The sequence below is a fragment of the Pseudomonas sp. MF5691 genome (assembly GCF_016405645.1).
GTDB classification, from domain to species: Bacteria; Pseudomonadota; Gammaproteobacteria; order Pseudomonadales; family Pseudomonadaceae; genus Aquipseudomonas; species Aquipseudomonas shahriarae.
Genome location: NZ_JAEKDC010000030.1, coordinates 24,936 through 40,987 on the forward strand (window position 1 = coordinate 24,936; position 16,052 = coordinate 40,987).

The 16,052-nt window shown below is 65.5% G+C and carries 18 protein-coding genes; 12 read left to right on the plus strand and 6 right to left on the minus strand.

The window, feature by feature from the left end; genetic code table 11:
• Nucleotides 1-56 precede the first annotated feature (56 nt).
• Nucleotides 57-1,397, minus strand: coding sequence for a sensor histidine kinase (locus JFT44_RS26000; protein ID WP_076964991.1), 1,341 nt, complete (start codon nucleotides 1,395-1,397; stop codon nucleotides 57-59).
• Entirely contained in the window at nucleotides 1,394-2,113 is a 720-nt protein-coding gene (locus JFT44_RS26005) for a response regulator transcription factor (protein ID WP_076964992.1), read from the minus strand. The genes JFT44_RS26000 and JFT44_RS26005 overlap by 4 nt, the downstream gene beginning before the upstream one ends.
• A gap of 349 nt (nucleotides 2,114-2,462) precedes the next feature.
• On the opposite strand from JFT44_RS26005, the gene JFT44_RS26010 reads away from it, so the two are divergent.
• Nucleotides 2,463-2,981, plus strand: coding sequence for a cysteine hydrolase family protein (locus tag JFT44_RS26010; RefSeq protein WP_076964993.1), 519 nt, complete (start codon nucleotides 2,463-2,465; stop codon nucleotides 2,979-2,981).
• Nucleotides 2,982-2,993: 12 nt separating this feature from the next.
• On the opposite strand, the gene JFT44_RS26015 is transcribed toward JFT44_RS26010, so the two are convergent.
• On the minus strand, nucleotides 2,994-3,281 hold the full coding sequence (locus tag JFT44_RS26015) for a hypothetical protein (protein WP_057959133.1): 288 nt from the start codon (nucleotides 3,279-3,281) through the stop codon (nucleotides 2,994-2,996).
• Nucleotides 3,282-3,514: 233 nt separating this feature from the next.
• Between JFT44_RS26015 and JFT44_RS26020 the strand changes: the two genes are divergently transcribed.
• From JFT44_RS26020 to JFT44_RS26030, 3 genes are read left to right on the plus strand one after another with little or no spacing between them, the layout of a single operon-like run.
• Entirely contained in the window at nucleotides 3,515-4,153 is a 639-nt protein-coding gene (locus JFT44_RS26020) for a secretin and TonB N-terminal domain-containing protein (RefSeq protein WP_057438740.1), read from the plus strand.
• Nucleotides 4,150-4,695: an RNA polymerase sigma factor gene (locus tag JFT44_RS26025; protein WP_057438724.1), complete on the plus strand. Its 546-nt coding sequence runs from the start codon at nucleotides 4,150-4,152 to the stop codon at nucleotides 4,693-4,695. The genes JFT44_RS26020 and JFT44_RS26025 overlap by 4 nt, the downstream gene beginning before the upstream one ends.
• 36 nt (nucleotides 4,696-4,731) lie before the next feature.
• Complete coding sequence (locus JFT44_RS26030) at nucleotides 4,732-5,652, plus strand: DUF4880 domain-containing protein (RefSeq protein WP_076964994.1); 921 nt, start codon at nucleotides 4,732-4,734, stop codon at nucleotides 5,650-5,652.
• Nucleotides 5,653-5,683: 31 nt separating this feature from the next.
• Here JFT44_RS26030 and JFT44_RS26035 read toward each other — a convergent pair whose 3' ends face one another.
• The gene (locus tag JFT44_RS26035; RefSeq protein ID WP_057438723.1) at nucleotides 5,684-6,292 is read right to left on the minus strand and encodes a type II secretion system protein GspJ; all 609 of its coding nucleotides are present in this window, start codon (nucleotides 6,290-6,292) and stop codon (nucleotides 5,684-5,686) included.
• On the minus strand, nucleotides 6,289-6,750 hold the full coding sequence (gene gspH, locus JFT44_RS26040) for a type II secretion system minor pseudopilin GspH (protein ID WP_076964995.1): 462 nt from the start codon (nucleotides 6,748-6,750) through the stop codon (nucleotides 6,289-6,291). The genes JFT44_RS26035 and gspH overlap by 4 nt, the downstream gene beginning before the upstream one ends.
• A 90-nt stretch (nucleotides 6,751-6,840) precedes the next feature.
• Between gspH and JFT44_RS26045 the strand changes: the two genes are divergently transcribed.
• On the plus strand, nucleotides 6,841-7,272 hold the full coding sequence (locus JFT44_RS26045; protein ID WP_057438721.1) for a type II secretion system protein N: 432 nt from the start codon (nucleotides 6,841-6,843) through the stop codon (nucleotides 7,270-7,272).
• Here JFT44_RS26045 and gspI read toward each other — a convergent pair.
• Nucleotides 7,259-7,651, minus strand: coding sequence for a type II secretion system minor pseudopilin GspI (gene gspI, locus JFT44_RS26050; RefSeq protein ID WP_076964996.1), 393 nt, complete (start codon nucleotides 7,649-7,651; stop codon nucleotides 7,259-7,261). The two genes, JFT44_RS26045 and gspI, sit on opposite strands and share 14 nt — an antisense overlap.
• Nucleotides 7,652-7,799: 148 nt before the next feature.
• On the opposite strand from gspI, the gene gspG reads away from it, so the two are divergent.
• The 7 genes from gspG to gspF all read left to right on the plus strand — a co-directional run bounded on the left by gspG (nucleotide 7,800) and on the right by gspF (nucleotide 15,846).
• Entirely contained in the window at nucleotides 7,800-8,249 is a 450-nt protein-coding gene (gspG, locus tag JFT44_RS26055) for a type II secretion system major pseudopilin GspG (protein WP_076964997.1), read from the plus strand.
• A gap of 8 nt (nucleotides 8,250-8,257) precedes the next feature.
• On the plus strand, nucleotides 8,258-9,181 hold the full coding sequence (gspK, locus tag JFT44_RS26060; protein ID WP_159439761.1) for a type II secretion system minor pseudopilin GspK: 924 nt from the start codon (nucleotides 8,258-8,260) through the stop codon (nucleotides 9,179-9,181).
• Nucleotides 9,178-10,290 carry a type II secretion system protein GspL gene (gene gspL, locus JFT44_RS26065; RefSeq protein WP_057438738.1) on the plus strand — a complete coding sequence of 371 codons (1,113 nt, stop codon included), beginning with the start codon at nucleotides 9,178-9,180 and terminating at the stop codon, nucleotides 10,288-10,290. The genes gspK and gspL overlap by 4 nt, the downstream gene beginning before the upstream one ends.
• On the plus strand, nucleotides 10,283-10,810 hold the full coding sequence (gene gspM / locus JFT44_RS26070; protein WP_057959140.1) for a type II secretion system protein GspM: 528 nt from the start codon (nucleotides 10,283-10,285) through the stop codon (nucleotides 10,808-10,810). Before gspL ends, gspM begins: the two co-directional genes overlap by 8 nt.
• A complete protein-coding gene (gene gspD / locus JFT44_RS26075) occupies nucleotides 10,807-13,089 on the plus strand; it encodes a type II secretion system secretin GspD (RefSeq protein ID WP_076964998.1) in 2,283 nt (760 codons plus the stop codon). The genes gspM and gspD overlap by 4 nt, the downstream gene beginning before the upstream one ends.
• A 130-nt stretch (nucleotides 13,090-13,219) precedes the next feature.
• Nucleotides 13,220-14,638: a type II secretion system ATPase GspE gene (gspE, locus tag JFT44_RS26080; protein ID WP_076964999.1), complete on the plus strand. Its 1,419-nt coding sequence runs from the start codon at nucleotides 13,220-13,222 to the stop codon at nucleotides 14,636-14,638.
• Entirely contained in the window at nucleotides 14,638-15,846 is a 1,209-nt protein-coding gene (gspF, locus tag JFT44_RS26085) for a type II secretion system inner membrane protein GspF (RefSeq protein ID WP_057445154.1), read from the plus strand. The genes gspE and gspF overlap by 1 nt, the downstream gene beginning before the upstream one ends.
• Nucleotides 15,847-16,052 lie beyond the last annotated feature (206 nt).

Consider the following 16,052-nt stretch of genomic DNA (forward strand, 5'->3'; position numbering starts at 1 on the left):
TCACAAGAAACGTATGGCTCGAATGCTAGTGATTCTCATATGTGAGTAAACGCAATTTACAACTTATACACTTTGAGCCGCAGGTGCAGGCACAGCCCGGGCGTGGTGTTCTGTGCCCACAACTGGCCGCCTTGCAACTGCACGATGCTGCGCGCAATCGACAACCCCAGGCCATAGCCGTCACCGCCGGGGCGGGCGGCATTGAGGCGGGTGAAGGGCAGGAAGATCTGCTCCAGCTTGTCCGGCTCGATCCCTGGGCCCTGGTCCTGGATGCACAAGTGCCAGAAATCGCCCTCCAATGCTCCGGTCAAGCGCACCACACCGTGTTCGGGGGAATGGCGGATGGCATTGCGCAGGATATTTTCCAGGGCCTGGGCCAGGCCATTGAGGTTGCCCAGGACCCAACAGTTGGCGGGCAGTTCGCAGGGCAGGCGCTCCCGCGGCCAGCCGCTTTCAAAGCAGGCGTCTTCGCGCAGCAAGTCCCACAACGGTTCCATCTCGACTGCTTCCACGGGCATCGCCGGGCGTTCGGTATCCAGCCAGACCAGCTCCAGGGTGCTGCCGATCAAGCGTTCCATGCCTTGCACTTCGCGCTCCAGGCGCTGGCGCAGGGCATTTGGATCGGGCTCGCGCTCCCCGGCCACCCGCAGCCGGCTCAAGGGCGTGCGCAGTTCGTGGGACAAGTCCCGCAGCAGGCGCCGTTGCAGGACCACGGTATTTTCCAGGCGCTCGGCCATATGGTCGAAGGCCCGGGCCAATTCACCGAGTTCGTCACGGCGGTGCGTCACCTGGGGCCCGACCCGCGCCGCCAGGTCGCCGGCGCTCAGGGCATTGGCCTGGCGCCGCAGGATCACCAGCGGCGAAATCAGCACCCGGTACAACAGCACACCAAACAATAGCGCCAGGCACGTCGGCAGTACCTGGCGCAGCAAAATGTCCCACAGGCCACGGCCCTGGCGGGGGTCCAGGTGCAGTGGCAACTCCATGACCAGGCGTGCTGCACCGTCGCTGAACGGAATATAGAAAGTCGGCCGCCCGCCGGGGCGGCCCACTGGCCAGTCGATCTGGCGTACAAAATCCAGCTTGCGCCGCTCAATCGTGGTCAAGGCCTGGGAGGACAGCGACTGGTGGTCGTCCACTACCACCGCCCATACCTGCTCCTGGGCACGCAGATTCTTGAGGAACTCATCGACCCCCACTGCACCGCGTTCACGCCAGGCAATTTCGGCCTGGCGTGAGTACTCGCTGAGGATGTAACGGGTGGGGGCGGGCAAGCGCGCGGTGGCTTCGTAGATGCGCCGGCTCACATCCACTTGCAGGCTGACCACCAGCAGGCACAACACCGCCAGCAAGCCGATCAATTTCCACAACAGCGAGTGGCGGTTGGGCAGCCTCATGGCTCCAGCCGGGTCAGCATATAGCCTGTGCTCCTGACCGTTTCCACGCGCCCGGCGGTGTAGCCGATGGCCTGTAACTTGCGGCGGATACGGCTGACATGCATGTCCAGGCTGCGATCATGTCGCGAATAGGCGCGGTGCATGACCTGCTGATACAGGAATGCCTTGGTCAGCACCTCGTCGGCATGGGCCACCAGGGTTTCCAGGACGCGGTATTCGGTGGTAGTCAGGTCGGCCCACTGTTCATCCAGGTGCACATCCGTGCGCTGTTCGTCGAACGTCAGTTGCGGATCTTCATTGCGCGCCGTGCCAGGCACCTCATGTTCATAGGCCACCCGGCGCAGGATCGCGTCGATGCGCACATCCATCTCCAACATGCTGAACGGCTTGGGCAGGTAATCGTCGGCGCCCTGGCTGAAACCGGTGATGCGGTCCTGCTCGGCACCGAGGGCCGACATCAGGATCACCGGTACCCGTTGATGCCGCCGCAGTTGCGCGAGCACCTCCAGGCCGCTGCTGCCGGGCAGCATGATGTCCATCAGGATCAGGTCGAAATCCTGGGTACGCGCCAGCTCGACAATCCCTCCACCATCATGGCGCAACGTGACCTCGAAGCCACGCTGGCCCAGGTGGCTGTGCAGGTGGGCGGCGAGCAACGGGTCATCCTCGACGGCAAGGATGCGGCGCGCAGCGGGGAGCGGGTGGGGGGCGTGCATGGGATCTTCCTGCGAATGCGAATGTTTCTAAGTTGCGCATTCTGGCAAAAGTCCCGACATATTCCTATCCATTGCGCTTTATTGCCGCATTTTCGGTTTAAGCACTGAACACGTTTGCAGCTCGGGGGGGCGCTCCAGGATCCTGGCTTGTCAGGGCGTTGCGGTATTGCTAGTGTCGATGCATGACTGCCTATTGCCTCACCTCGACGACCACCACCACGACCGCTGCAAGCGGAGCGTGCGAGGTTTCGTGAGCCAATAGCAGACGAACTTCAAAGGCCCGCCAGCGATGGACAGGGCCTTTTTTCTTGTCCTTGTGTCGCTGGCTCAAACGCAAGGAGATGCACCCATGTACGCCCTGTTGATTCTCGATATGCAAGTCGGGCTAGTTCACGGCCCGGAAAAACCATGGCGCTGCGAAGCGTTGTTGGAAACACTCAATAGCCTGATGGATAAGGCCCGCCACGCCGGTGCGCCGATTTTTCTGGCGCGCCATATCGGGCCCGTGGGCTCGCCCATCGAACCCGGCAGCCCGCTGACGAAGGTGGTACCGCAACTGAAGTTGCTCGGTGGCGAAAGGGTGTTCGAAAAGCGCCGGCCCAACGCCTTTGAGTCGACCGACCTGGCTGACCAGTTGCGCGCATGCGGCGCTAGCGGTGTAGTGGTCACCGGGATGAAAACGCAATACTGCGTCGACAGCACCTGCCGCGCTGCCCGTGACCTTGGCTTCGATGCGGTACTTATCGCCGATGGCCATACCTGTTCGGACACTCCCGTGATGAAAGCCGAGCATATCGTCGCTCATCACAATGCCACGCTGGATGGGCCGTTCTGCCAACTGGTTAGGGCCGAGGAGTGGCGCTTCTAGAAGGCCCCCAGATCACGGCCGCTGCGGCTTTACCCCCGTACCGAACGTATTGCCCATCCGCACACTGGTCGCCGCCGGCGTCGACAAGCCAATCTGGTTCGGCGGCCGCTGGTGCACCGGTTTTTCCCGCGCCTCGCGGTTTTTCTGCGCTGCCTTAGCGCCCATCTGCTGGCTCAGGCATCCATAGTCAGGCGCTTTGTACCCATCCACCCTGGCCTCGACACAACCGCCCGGCGTTTCCTCGGCGTGCACGGTCGACGCCAGGCCCGCGCATAACAACAGCATCAGCAACCGCTTCATCAGAGCCTCCTGGCAGGCCCTGGGGAGTGGGCCGTTAGTGCCTGCCAGTCTAGCCCGGTGGCGCTGGCGAAACCGTGATGTTTTTTTTGCCATCACCGTAACATCAGGTTCATAAATTGGCCTCAGGATGACGCTTTTCCCAGGACACGGCAGCCGTGCAACAAGGCAGAGCAGGGGTCGAACGGTGGGCTTGGAGGCGCACGCACTGCTGCCTGGTCTTGCTGTTGGCCTGGATGTGGCTGCCACTGCCCAGGGTGCAAGCGGGGGAGCCGCCGTTGTTGCGCCTGGATCTGCCTGCGCAAGACCTGGCGCCCGCCCTGGAAGCTTTCAGCCGGGCCACCGGGATGGCTGTGCTGGTGGACCGCGAGTTGAGCGATGGACGACGTTCGATGGGTGTGCACGGGCACTACAGCGCCCAGCAGGCCCTGGGCCTGTTACTGACAGGGAGTGGCCTGATGGCGCGTTACGCACGCAGTGATGCATTCACCCTGCAGGTGCCTGAAGTCAGCCAGCCGCTGGCCAGTCGCGGGGTATCGCCACGTAACGCCGCACGGCTCAACCGCAGTTATGCCAGCGCCGTGCAGCAGGCCGTCGAAGCCAGCCTGTGCCGTTCACCCTTGACCCGCCCCGGCAGTTTCCGGGCGCTGGTGCAGGTCTGGGTCAACCGTGACGGATTGATTGAACACAGCCGCCTGGTCAGCTCCACTGGCGATGTACTGCGTGATGAAGCGCTGGTGCGCAGCCTCGGCAGCACATGGATAGAGCGCCCGGCACCCAGCTCGATGCGGTTGCCGTTGACCCTGCTTTTAATGCCCGATACCACAGGAAAACGCATGGAATGCACAGCACGGCAAGGAGCTTCCGGGGCATGAAGGATACCGGGCACACGCCAATGGTCAGGTTGTTCCTGGCCTCCTACGAGGACTTCAAGGTGCGTTTGCGCAAGCGCCTGGGGTCGGAGGATCTGGCCAATGACGTCCTGCATGAAACCTACCTGCGGGTCGACCGCATGGACATGCCGGCGAACCTGCAACAACCCAATGCCTATCTGTACCGCATGGCCCTGAACATTGCGGCCGACCGGCGCCAGGCCGATGCCCGCCTGCTGACCGGCAGCGAAGTCGAGGAGTTGCTCAATATCAGCGATGAAGCCCTGGACCCCTCGCGGGTGGTGGGTGGCCAGAAAGAAATCCAGTCCCTGCTCAAAGCCCTCTACGAACTGCCTGCCCGGCGGCGCAAGATCCTTATCGCCGCGCGCCTGGAGGAAGCGCCACACCTGGAAATCTCCCAGCGTTTCGGCATTTCCACACGCATGGTCGAGAAGGAAATCAAGGCCGCCCTGGGGCATTGCGCCCAGCGTCTGGAAAGAAAAGTCATCCAGCGGTTCGGTCCCGGCGCCGGAAAACCGTCTTAGTGTTGAGTCCCTGATAATCCGTGAGTACCTGCGCGCTTGAATATTTTTAGCTTTCCCACTTCCCGGGATACGCCCGACAGCCGATTGCACGGTGAAGCGCGCGACTGGCTGGTCCTCCTGACCTCGGGCCAGGCAACCGTGGCCGATGCCAAGGCCCTGCGCCAGTGGTGCGCCCAGAGCCCCGAGCATGCCCAGGCCTTCGAACAGGCCAAGCGACTGTGGCAACAATTGACCCCGGCGCTGACCGAGGCCCAGGCCCCCCGGCACTTTGGCCGAAGGGCGTTCCTCGGCGGGGCGCTTGCGGCCTCGGCGGCCCTGGTGATGGTGCACATCAGCGTGCCCGGTGGTTTTGCCGGCTTGGGCGCCGACTACCACACCGCAGTGGGCGAGCAGCGGCGGGTGGACTTGCGCGAGGGCATCAGCCTGGAGCTCAACACCCAGACCCGCATCAGCCGGCGCGAGCAGGGCATCGAATTGCTTGAAGGCGAGGTCGAGGTGCAGGTGGCACAGCCGCTGACCGTACAGGCAGGGGCGGGCTGGCTGAGCGCGAGCCAGGCGCGCTTCAATGTGCGCAACACCGACCACAGTGTGTGCGTGACCTGCATTGAAGGCTGGCTGGCGGTTGAAGTGCAGGGGCGCAGCGTGCGCCTGGACAGCGGGCGCCAGTTGACCTACGACGCGGCCGGGCTGGGCCCCGTGGTGACGGTGGACACCGACGCCGTGATCGCCTGGCGGGAACAGGTGCTGGTATTTAATAACGCCACACTGGATACGGTGATCGACGAGATCAACCGCTACCGCCCAGGGATGTTGGTATTGCTCAACCGCGAACTGGGCAAGCGCCGGGTGCAGGCGCGCTTCAGTCTCGAACAACTGCCGGGCGTGGCGTTGCTGATCCGCGATGCCTATGGGGCCAAATGCACGGAACTGCCGGGCGGGGTGGTGTTGCTCAGCTAGCCCTGGAGACGGGGGGCCGCTCGCCACAGGTTCAGTCCAACGGCCCCAGCACCTGGCGATAGCGCTCCACCCCCTGGGGCGTCTGGCGCACCAGGGTGATTTCCATCCCCAATGGATTGTCCTGGCGATTGCCGCTCAACTGCCGCCAGCCTTTCTCGTTGTCCCACACCCGCACTTGCAGGTCGCTGACCTGGCTCAACACCGCCACCGCCTCCTTGGGCGCCGGCAGCGGATAGCGATCCCGCGCCGGTGCGGCAGCGCGGTACAAGGTGTCGCCCTTGAGCCACCACCGCACCCGTTGCAGGCCGTCGCCGGGGGTTGGCGCGCTGCGGATCAGCTCCAGACGAAAGCCCTGGCTGTCGGAGCTGCGCACGGTCACCGCCGGCAAGGCGTCGGCGGCGGGAGGCTGGTCCTCGGTGGGTGGCGCAGCCAGTTCCACCCCGGCGCGCAGGCTGACGTCCAGTTGCAGCTGGTTCAGGGCGCGCAGCAGGCCCTGGGTCTGTTCGGTGCTGGCCTGCAAGTGGGCGTCGGCGCGGGTTACGCTGTCCAGGCCGCGCCAGGCAATCAGGCTGACCACCGCCATCAGCATGATCGCCACCATCACTTCGATCAGGGTAAAGCCTTGCTGCTCGCGGTTCATGGCTGGCTCACCACGCGCAAGGTGCCGGCTGCATCACGTTGCAGGCTGAGGCCGTGTTGCCCGTCCGAGAGCCACACCTGCAGCGGCGGAGTGATCCATTCGGCATTCAGCACCAGGGTCTGCCGGGGTTCGATCCGCACCAGCATCGGCGTGGTATCCCAGGCCCGTGGGCGCAGTTGTGGGTCATCCTTGAAGTCCTCCAGCCCCCGGCCATCGTCGCGGCGGCGGCTCAAATGGTAGCCCTTGGCATCGGCACGCCAGGTGATCGTGCGGCCATCGGCACGGGCTTCGGCCTGGGCGATCTGCAGCACCTGGCTCAGGCGCTCGGCGTCCTTGCGCAAGCGGTGCAAGGGGTCGGGCTTGATGCTCAGGCTGATGGCCGCGCTGGCAATGCCGATGATCACCAGCACCACCATCAACTCGATCAAGGTGAACCCCTGTTGCCGGCGATTCGTCATGGGTGTGCCCTCAACGGGATCTGCCACTGAAATAAAACCGTGAGAATTGCCCTGTAGGCTGTCTGCACGGACAAACAGGAGGTCCCGCCCATGGCATTCATCCATCGCGTATCTGCCGCCCACGGCATCCAGGCCCTGGCCGTGCTGGCGACGCTGGCCGGGGTCGCTACATGGACACCGTTGCTGCTGACGTCTGCCGAGTCCCATACCCCGGCGCTTGCCCCCCAGGCATTGGCGGCGCGCAGTGATAACCCGGCGCTGCAATGGTTTGCCGACATGCCGGCGGCCCTGCAGATCAAGGTCTCCGGGGTGCTGGCCGGCGCCCAGGGCGCGGTGGCGATTCTCAGCCTCAACGACGGGCCGCCGCGCAGCTTTCTAGCGGGTGAACGCCTCAGTCCCGGCGTGCGCCTGGCGGCCATCGAGGGCGACGGGGTGGTGATCGAGCGCGGCGCTGAAAAGGTCCGGGTCAACCTCGACAAGTTGCCCGATGCCCCGGCCTTGCCCCGGCTCACTCGGCCGTAACCTGCTTTAACGCCGGCGCGCGGGCCACCAGGGTCTCAAGGCGCGCCAGGGGCGGCGCCTCGCGTGTGGCGTCCAGCACTTGCACGCTGACTTTCCACAGGTCGCCAGCGCCTGCCACCACCTGTTCACAGCGCAGTTTCAAACGGCCCTGGTCGCACTCGAATGTCTTGCGCCCGGGGCTGGCGCGGCCCTCCAGACGCAGTTGCGCCAGGCGACTCTGGGCCGCCAGCATGGCGATGGACTTGTCGCGCAACAGGCCATTGCTCTGGGTCATCAACCCCGCCACCCGCACCGCCGCCGCCATGGCCACGGCGATAATCGCCAGGGCCACCAGCACCTCGATCAGGGTGAAACCTTGGTTCCTATTGCGGGCGCGCATGGCTTGCTCAATGCCGGGAAACAGGCCCGCAGACTAGCCCTTGCACTTGACCGATTGGCGACCAAAGCTCCCGAGGATTTTCAATACGCCTGACATGTTGTCTTGCAACACTGCGCGACGAAAAGCACTCAAGCCAAGGAATGTCGAGATGGATATCGCGCACTTCACATCCACCCCGCGAGGCGCTCGTGGCCAGCGTGGCTTTACCCTGATCGAGATCATGGTGGTGGTGGTCATTCTCGGGATCCTCGCCGCCATGGTGGTGCCCAAGGTGCTCGACCGCCCCGACCAGGCGCGCGCCACGGCCGCCCGGCAAGACATCGGTGGCCTGATGCAGGCGCTGAAACTCTACCGCCTGGACCACGGCAGCTATCCGAACCAGACCCAGGGCCTCAAGGTCCTGGTCGAGCGCCCGGCCGATGGGAAGAACAGCAACTGGCGCGCCTACCTCGAACGCTTGCCCAACGACCCCTGGGGCCGCCCGTACCAGTACCTCAACCCTGGCGCCAACGGTGAAGTCGATGTGTTCTCCCTGGGCGCCGACGGCCAACCGGACGGTGAGGGCGTGAATGCCGATATCGGCTCCTGGCAGTTGTAAGGCGCGCCATGAACAGCCATTTGCCCAGAGCGGCGAAGCAGCGCGGCATGGCGATTATCAGCGCGTTGCTGATCGCCGCCGTGGTGGCGGTGCTTGCCGGGGCCATGCTCACCCGCCAGAGCGTGTTCACCCGCAGCCTTGAGGCCGAACAACTGCGGGTCCAGGGCAGTTGGTTGTTGCAGGGCGCGCTGCAGGCCAGCCGGCAACAGTTGTGGGACGCGCGGCGCAAAGAGGTGCTGACCCGTCTCGACCAGCCCTGGGCGCGCCCCTTTGCCGGGGTGGTCGAAGGGCGCCTGGATGACGAGCAGGGCAAGTTCAACCTGCGCAATCTGGTCAGCCAGCAGCAGCCGGATGTGGCGCAGTTGCAGAGTTTCCAGCGTCTGTGCCAGTTGCTCGGCATCGACCCCAACACCAGCCAGCGCATCAGCCAACGGGTGCTTGCCTCCTATGCGCAGCGCGCGGGTGGCAGTGACGTGAGCAGCCTGCGCAGCACCTCGCCCGAGGCCGCGCAGACCTTGCTGCCGGCCAGGGCGCCGATGTTGCGCAGCCTTGACGACCTTGCCCTTGAGCCGGGGGTGCAGCAACGCCTGGCGGCCTATGTCAGCGTGTTGCCCGACAACACCTGGGTCAATGGCAATACGGCCAGCGCCGAAGTGCTCAGTGCGGTGGTGCCGGGGCTCAGCCTGTCCCAGGCCCAGGGGCTGGTGGCCGAGCGGGACAGCGGGCGCTGGTTTATCAACCGCGGGGATTTCGTCAACCGCCTGCGCATGCCGCAGTTGCTGGTGGACTCGGTGCAGGTGGGAATCACCAGTGAGTGGTTCCGCTGGCACGGCCGCGCGCGGCGCGAGCAGCGGCGGGTGGCGGTCGAAGCGTTGTTGTATCGCCCTGAAGACCGGCAACCCCAAGTGATCTGGTGGCGGGTGGGCGCATGACGCGCTTGCGCATTGCCTTGCCGCCGCTGGCCCAACTGAGCGCCGAAAGCCTGGTGCACTACGCCTGGTTGGACCGCGCCGGGCAGGTCAGCCGGCAAGGTCAGGCCAGCCTTGGGCAGTTGGCGCAACCGCGCAAGAGCCTGGCGGCCGAGTGTTTCCTGCATCCCCGGGACAGTTTGCTGAGCAGCCTGGAGTTGCCGCAACTGCCGCCCGCTAAAGTGGCGGCAGCCGTGGCCTGCGCGGCCCAGGCGCTGATCCTCGGCCCGGTCGCGCAAATGCAGGTGGTCCACAGCCCACGGCAGAGCAACGGCCAGGTGCAAGTGGGCTGGCTGCCGACGGCTGGCCTGGAACAGTTGCAGCGGGTCCTGGCCCAGGTGCCTATCAGTTTGCGCGGCCTGTACCCGGCGCCCTATGCCTTGCCTGTGCCGCCGGCGGGGCATTTGAGCGTGGCCTGCGTCGACGGGCATCTACTGCTGCGCCAGAGCCTGCACCAGAGCGCCTTGCATCCCCTGGGCCCACAGGCCCTGGCGGAACTGGTGCAGGCTGGCGCGCAGTTGCATCAGGTCGATGAACACACGCCCGCGCGCTGGCAGGGTGTGGTCCCCGCCTGGGGCTTGCATGGCCGCCTCAAGCGTGCCAGCAGCGGTGGCTGGGGCCGGGCGCTGGGGCTCAGTGCCCTGGCGGTGGCGGTCTGGACCCTGGGCCTGAACCTGTATGCCGCGCGCCAGGTGGACGAAGGGCAACAGCTCAAGGCGCGGATGATTGCCCAGGTCAAGCAGGCCTTCCCGCACTTGCCGGTGATCCTCAATCCGCTGCAACAGGCCCGGCAGCAACTGGCCGCCGGGCAAGGCGCCACCGCCGATCCCGGCCAGCGTTTCAGCAGCCTGTTGCAACTGGCGGGCAACCACCTGCCGTTTATGGTCGGCAGCGTCCAGGCGTTGGCATTTGATCAAGGCCGGTTGCACCTGGAGCTGTTGCCCGACAGTCGCAGCCCGGCCGCCCCAGGGGAGTGGCAGGCGGCGTTGACCGAGGCGGGTTTCGCTGCCACCCGCGATGAGCACGGCTGGACCCTCGGGCCGCTCGACAACACGGGAGGCGCCGATGAGTAAGTTCAGCTATCCGCACCTGCGCGGCCAGCTCCAGGGATTCTGGAGCGGCCTGGCCCTGCGCGAAAAACGCCTGCTCGGCGGCAGCGGGGCGGTACTGGCGGGCTTTTTGGTGTGGTTGCTGCTGATTGAGCCGCCCTTGCAGCAGATTGATTTCTGGCAGGCCGAAACCCCCAAGCTGCGCACCCAGGCCGCCACCTTGCAGGTGCTGCTGCAGGGCGCCAGTGCCGGTGCGCGCGCCGGGCAAGACCTGGAAGGCGCGCTGCGCCAGGCGCTCGACGCTGCCGGACTTAAAGACCGCTATCAGTTGCAGGGCGTGGCGCCCGCCGGTTGGCGCCTGACTTTTACCGACGCGCCGGCGGATGCGCTGGTTGGTTGGCTGCTGACCAGCCCGCGCGCATTTTCCCTGGAGGTGTCCCACGCGCGCTTGCAGCGTGTGGGCGATACCCCAGAAAACCCGGCCGGCAGCGTGTCCGGGACCGTTCGCATGGATCAGGCGCCTGGCGCTAAGGAAGCTTCATGAAGTGGTCACTTCCCCGTTCAGCGCCGTTTCGCCAGGTGGCGCCGCTGCTGTTGCTGGCGCTCAGTGCCTGCAGCCACACCCCGGCGCCTACACCTGCGCCCTTGCTGGTGGACAGCGAACTCGGCCAGCCCCTGGCCGACACCCGGCGCAATGGCGTGCCGTTGCCCGATCGCCAGCGCGAAATCAGCCCCCAGCCGCGGGTCCAGCACCCGCTGAGGAACCGTGCCCGCGGCCCGGTCGCCGCGCCGGCCAAGGTGCGCAACCCGCTGGGTGACCAGCCGGTGCAATTGAATTTCGTCGACGCCGAGATCCAGGCGGTGGTACGCGCCTTGTCCCGCGCCACCGGCCAGCAGTTCCTGGTAGACCCCCGGGTCAAGGGCAACCTGACCCTGGTCAGCGAAGGCCAGGTCCCGGCGCACCAGGCCTACGACATGCTGCTGGCGGCGCTGCGCATGCAGGGCTTCAGCGTGGTGGACGTGGGGGGCGTGGCCCGGGTGGTCCCGGAAGCCGACGCCAAACTGCTGGGCGGGCCGATCTACAACGCCGCCAGCCCCAGTGGCAATGGCATGCAGACGCGCACCTTCCGCCTGCAATACGAAAACGCGGTGAACCTGATCCCGGTGTTGCGCCCCATCGTTTCGCCGAACAACCCGATCAACGCCTACCCCGGCAACAACAGCATCGTCATCACCGACTACGCGGAAAACCTCGCACGGGTAGGGCAAATCATCGCCGGCATCGACACCCCAAGCGCCATCGACACCGACGTGGTGCCGGTACAAAACGGCATCGCCGTGGATATCGCGGCAATGGTCGCCGAGTTGCTGGAAACCCAGGGCAACGACCAGACCCAGAAAATCGCCGTGATCGGCGACCCGCGTTCCAACTCGATCATCATTCGTGCCGGCAGCCCCGAGCGCACGGAGCTGGCGCGCAACCTGATCTACAAACTCGACAATGCCCAGAGCAACCCCAGCAACATGCACGTGGTGTACCTGCGCAACGCCCAGGCAGGCAAGCTGGCCCAATCCCTGCGCGGCATGCTGACCGGAGAGAGCGAAAGTGGCGTCAGTGACGAGGCCCGCTCCAAGTTGAGTGCGATGGGCGGCGCGGGTAGCACCAGCCAGGGCAGCACCCAGAACAGCAGCGGCACGCCGACCGCCAGCGCGGCGCCATCCAGCGGTTATGCCAAGGACAGCACCGGCGCAAGCACTGCCGGCAGTGAGCAGAACACTGCCTTCAGTGCCGGCGGTGTGACGATCCAGGCCGATGCGACCACCAACACCCTGCTGATATCCGCCCCGGATCCGCTGTACCGCAACCTGCGCGAAGTCATCGACATGCTCGACCAGCGCCGCGCCCAGGTGGTGATCGAAAGCCTGATCGTCGAAGTCAACGAAGACGATGCCAGCGAATTCGGCGTGCAGTGGCAGGCCGGCAACCTGGGGGGCAAGGGTGGTTTTGGCGGGGTCAACCTGGGCGGCAGCGGGATCAACGGCACCCCCACCAGCAAGACCAGCATTGACGTGCTGCCCAAGGGCCTGAACATCGGCCTGGTGGACGGTACCGTGGATATTCCAGGGATCGGCCGGGTGCTGGACCTCAAAGTCCTGGCGCGGGCGTTGAAGAGCAAGGGCGGGACCAATGTGTTATCCACGCCGAACCTGCTGACCCTGGACAATGAGGCGGCGAGTATCTTCGTCGGCCAGACCATTCCCTTCATCACCGGCAGCTACGTGACCGGCGGGGGCGGCACCAGCAATAACCCGTTCCAGACCGTGCAGCGTGAGGAAGTGGGGCTCAAGTTGAACGTACGGCCACAGATTTCCGAGGGCGGTACGGTGAAGCTGGATATCTACCAGGAAGTCAGCAGCGTCGATACCCGGGCGTCGGGGGATGCGCGCACGGTGACCAACAAGCGCGCGATTGATACCAGCATCTTGCTGGATGACGGGCAGATCATGGTGCTGGGCGGGCTGTTGCAGGATGGCTATACCCAGAGCAACGACGCAGTGCCGTGGCTATCAGACATCCCGGGATTGGGCGCGCTGTTTCGCAACGAGTCGCGCAGTGTGAACAAGACCAACCTGATGGTGTTCCTGCGGCCCTACATCATTCGCGACAGCGGCGCGGGGCGCAGCATTACGCGCAATCGCTACGACTTTATGCGCCGCGCCCAGGGTGGCTTGCAGCCGCAGCACAGCTGGGCACTGCCGGATGTGCAGGCGCCGCAGTTGCCGGCGGTGGAGAAGGCGATGCCGGGGAGTACACGCCCGTGAGTCGCACCCATTCCCCCTGTGGGGCTCGACAGCTCCCACAGGGGGATGCGGTCGCCTCGAGAATCGGGCTGCCGAGCATGGGCGCAGCCCTGGCTTACTGTGCGCTGAGCCGCCGCAAGGGCGGGTCCCTATGAGCCTGCTCCCCTACGCCTGGGCCAAATCCCAACGCATCCTCTTGCAGCCCACCCCCGAAGGCCCACGCCTGACCATCTGCCCCTCGACCCCCGGCTGGTCGATCAGCGAGGTCCACCGGCAATTCGGCGAGGCCGCCATCGAGCAGGTGCGCGACGATGAGCTCGACGGCCTGCTGGCCAGTGCCTACGCCGATACCGGCAGCGCCGCCGCCGTGGTCGGCGCCGCCGAAAACGAAGTCGACCTCGACCGCCTGATGCAGGACATCCCGGAAATCACCGACCTGCTCGACACCCAGGACGGCGCCCCGGTGATTCGCATGATCAACGCCTTGCTGACCCAGGCCGCCCGCGACGAGGCCAGTGACATCCATATCGAACCCTTCGAAACCCACTCCGTGGTGCGCTACCGCGTCGACGGCACCCTGCGCGATGTGGTGTCGCCGCGCAAAGCCCTGCATGGCGCGCTGGTGTCGCGGATCAAGATCATGGCCCAGCTCGATATCGCCGAAAAACGCCTGCCCCAGGATGGACGCATCGCCCTGCGGGTTGCCGGGCGGCCGATTGATATACGGGTGTCGACGGTGCCCACCGGCCATGGCGAACGGGTGGTGATGCGCCTGCTCGACAAACAGGCCGGGCGCCTGCAACTGGAAACCCTGGGTATGGACCCGCAGCTGCTGGCGCGTCTCGATGGCCTGATTCGCCAGCCCCACGGCATCGTTCTGGTCACCGGGCCCACTGGCAGCGGCAAGACCACCAGCCTCTACGCCGCCCTGGCGCGGCTGGATGCCAGCACGAGCAATATCCTCACCGTGGAAGACCCGGTGGAATACGACCTGCCGGGGATCAGCCAGATCCAGGTCAACGCCAAGATCGACATGACCTTCGCCCTGGCCCTGCGTGCGATCCTGCGCCAGGACCCGGACATCATCATGATCGGCGAAATCCGCGACCTGGAGACCGCGCAGATCGCCGTGCAGGCTTCACTCACCGGGCACCTGGTGCTGGCCACGTTGCACACCAATGACGCGGTGTCGGCGGTCAATCGCCTGATCGACATGGGGGTCGAGCCGTTCCTGCTGGCCTCGTCGCTGCTCGGTGTATTGGCCCAGCGCCTGGTGCGCCGCCTGTGCCCGTACTGCAAACAGCCTGACCCGGCGGCCCCCGGCACCTGGCGCCCGGTGGGGTGTGGCCAGTGCAACCAGGTCGGGTACAGCGGCCGCACCGGCATCCATGAATTGTTCTGCGTCGATGACGCGGTGCGCGGCCTGATCCACCAGGGGGCCGGCGAGCAGCAGATACGCGTCGCCGCGCGCCACGCCGGGATGTTCAGCATGCGTGAGGATGGCGAGCGTTGGGTGCGCAGCGGTGCCACTGCGCCGGAAGAAATCTTGCGTGTAACACGGGACGCCTGATGAATCGCTATCGCTATGAGGCCGCCGATGCCAGCGGCAAACTGGAAGCCGGGCACCTCGAGGCCGAGAGCCAGGGCGCGGCCTTTGCCAGCCTGCGCAGCCGTGGCCTGACCGCGTTGCTGGTGCAGCTCGAAGGCAACGCCAACGTGGCAGGCAGCAGCCTGTTCAGCGCCAAGCTGTCGGACAACGACCTGGCCTGGGCCACCCGCCAACTGGCCAGCCTGCTCGGTGCCAGCCTGCCCCTGGAGGCGGCGCTGAGTGCCACGGTGGAGCAGGCGGAAAAAAAGCATATCGCCCAGACCCTCAGCGCAGTGCGCGCCGATGTGCGCAGCGGCATGCGCCTGGCCGATGCATTGGCTGCGCGGCCACGGGACTTCCCATCGATTTACCGGGCGTTGATTGCGGCGGGGGAGGAGTCCGGCGACCTGGCCCAGGTCATGGAGCGCCTGGCCGACTACATCGAAGAGCGCAACAACCTGCGGGGCAAGATTCTCACGGCCTTTATCTATCCAGGGGTGGTGGGGTTGGTATCCATCGGCATTGTGATTTTCCTCCTGAGCTACGTGGTGCCGCAGGTGGTCAGCGCCTTTTCCCAGGCGCGCCAGGACCTGCCGGGGCTGACCCTGGCAATGCTCAACGCCAGTGACTTTATCCGCGCCTGGGGCTGGCTGTGTTTTACCGGGCTGGTCGCGGGCTTCTGGAGTTGGCGCCTGTACCTGCGCAACCCCGTGGCGCGCTTGAACTGGCACAGCCGGGTCTTGCGCCTGCCGCTGCTCGGGCGGTTTGTGCTGGGGCTCAACACCGCGCGTTTCGCCTCGACCCTGGCCATCCTCGGCGGTGCCGGCGTGCCCTTGCTGCGCGCCCTGGAAGCGGCGCGCCAGACCCTGTCCAACGACCGTCTGAGCCAGTGTGTCAGCGATGCCACGGCCAAGGTTCGCGAAGGGGTTAACCTGGCGCCGGCCCTGGCGGTGGAAAAGGTCTTCCCGCCGGTACTGATCCACCTGATCGCCAGCGGCGAAAAAACCGGCGCCCTGCCGCCGATGCTGGAGCGGGCGGCGCAGACCCTGTCGCGGGATATCGAACGGCGGGCCATGGGCATGACTGCATTGCTGGAGCCGTTGATGATCGTGGTGATGGGCGCGGTGGTGCTGGTGATCGTGATGGCGGTGCTGTTGCCGATCATCGAGATCAACCAATTGGTTACCTGACCTGTGAAGATTGCGCCGGTGCAAATGTGGGCGCTGGCTTGCCTGCGATGGCGGCGTATCAGCCGGCAGAAACAGTGACTGAACCACCGCTATCGCAGGCAAGCCAGCTCCCACATTTGTATCGGTGGTGACTGGCTGCAAGTCAATTACCCGACCCGCCCATCACCCCGCCTCGGGTTCGTCATTGCGTCATCTTTGCCCCCCTG

Coding starts and splice junctions, on each gene's coding strand:
- JFT44_RS26010 (WP_076964993.1), top strand. CDS start 2,463: ATGTACGCCCTGTTGATTCTCGATATGCAAGTCGGGCTAGTTCACGGC.
- JFT44_RS26000 (WP_076964991.1), bottom strand. CDS start 1,397: ATGAGGCTGCCCAACCGCCACTCGCTGTTGTGGAAATTGATCGGCTTG.
- JFT44_RS26005 (WP_076964992.1), bottom strand. CDS start 2,113: ATGCACGCCCCCCACCCGCTCCCCGCTGCGCGCCGCATCCTTGCCGTC.
- gspL (WP_057438738.1), top strand. CDS start 9,178: ATGACGCGCTTGCGCATTGCCTTGCCGCCGCTGGCCCAACTGAGCGCC.
- gspM (WP_057959140.1), top strand. CDS start 10,283: ATGAGTAAGTTCAGCTATCCGCACCTGCGCGGCCAGCTCCAGGGATTC.
- gspI (WP_076964996.1), bottom strand. CDS start 7,651: ATGCGCGCCCGCAATAGGAACCAAGGTTTCACCCTGATCGAGGTGCTG.
- JFT44_RS26015 (WP_057959133.1), bottom strand. CDS start 3,281: ATGAAGCGGTTGCTGATGCTGTTGTTATGCGCGGGCCTGGCGTCGACC.
- gspG (WP_076964997.1), top strand. CDS start 7,800: ATGGATATCGCGCACTTCACATCCACCCCGCGAGGCGCTCGTGGCCAG.
- JFT44_RS26035 (WP_057438723.1), bottom strand. CDS start 6,292: ATGAACCGCGAGCAGCAAGGCTTTACCCTGATCGAAGTGATGGTGGCG.
- gspD (WP_076964998.1), top strand. CDS start 10,807: ATGAAGTGGTCACTTCCCCGTTCAGCGCCGTTTCGCCAGGTGGCGCCG.
- JFT44_RS26020 (WP_057438740.1), top strand. CDS start 3,515: ATGTGGCTGCCACTGCCCAGGGTGCAAGCGGGGGAGCCGCCGTTGTTG.
- gspH (WP_076964995.1), bottom strand. CDS start 6,750: ATGACGAATCGCCGGCAACAGGGGTTCACCTTGATCGAGTTGATGGTG.
- gspK (WP_159439761.1), top strand. CDS start 8,258: ATGAACAGCCATTTGCCCAGAGCGGCGAAGCAGCGCGGCATGGCGATT.
- gspE (WP_076964999.1), top strand. CDS start 13,220: ATGAGCCTGCTCCCCTACGCCTGGGCCAAATCCCAACGCATCCTCTTG.
- gspF (WP_057445154.1), top strand. CDS start 14,638: ATGAATCGCTATCGCTATGAGGCCGCCGATGCCAGCGGCAAACTGGAA.
- JFT44_RS26045 (WP_057438721.1), top strand. CDS start 6,841: ATGGCATTCATCCATCGCGTATCTGCCGCCCACGGCATCCAGGCCCTG.
- JFT44_RS26025 (WP_057438724.1), top strand. CDS start 4,150: ATGAAGGATACCGGGCACACGCCAATGGTCAGGTTGTTCCTGGCCTCC.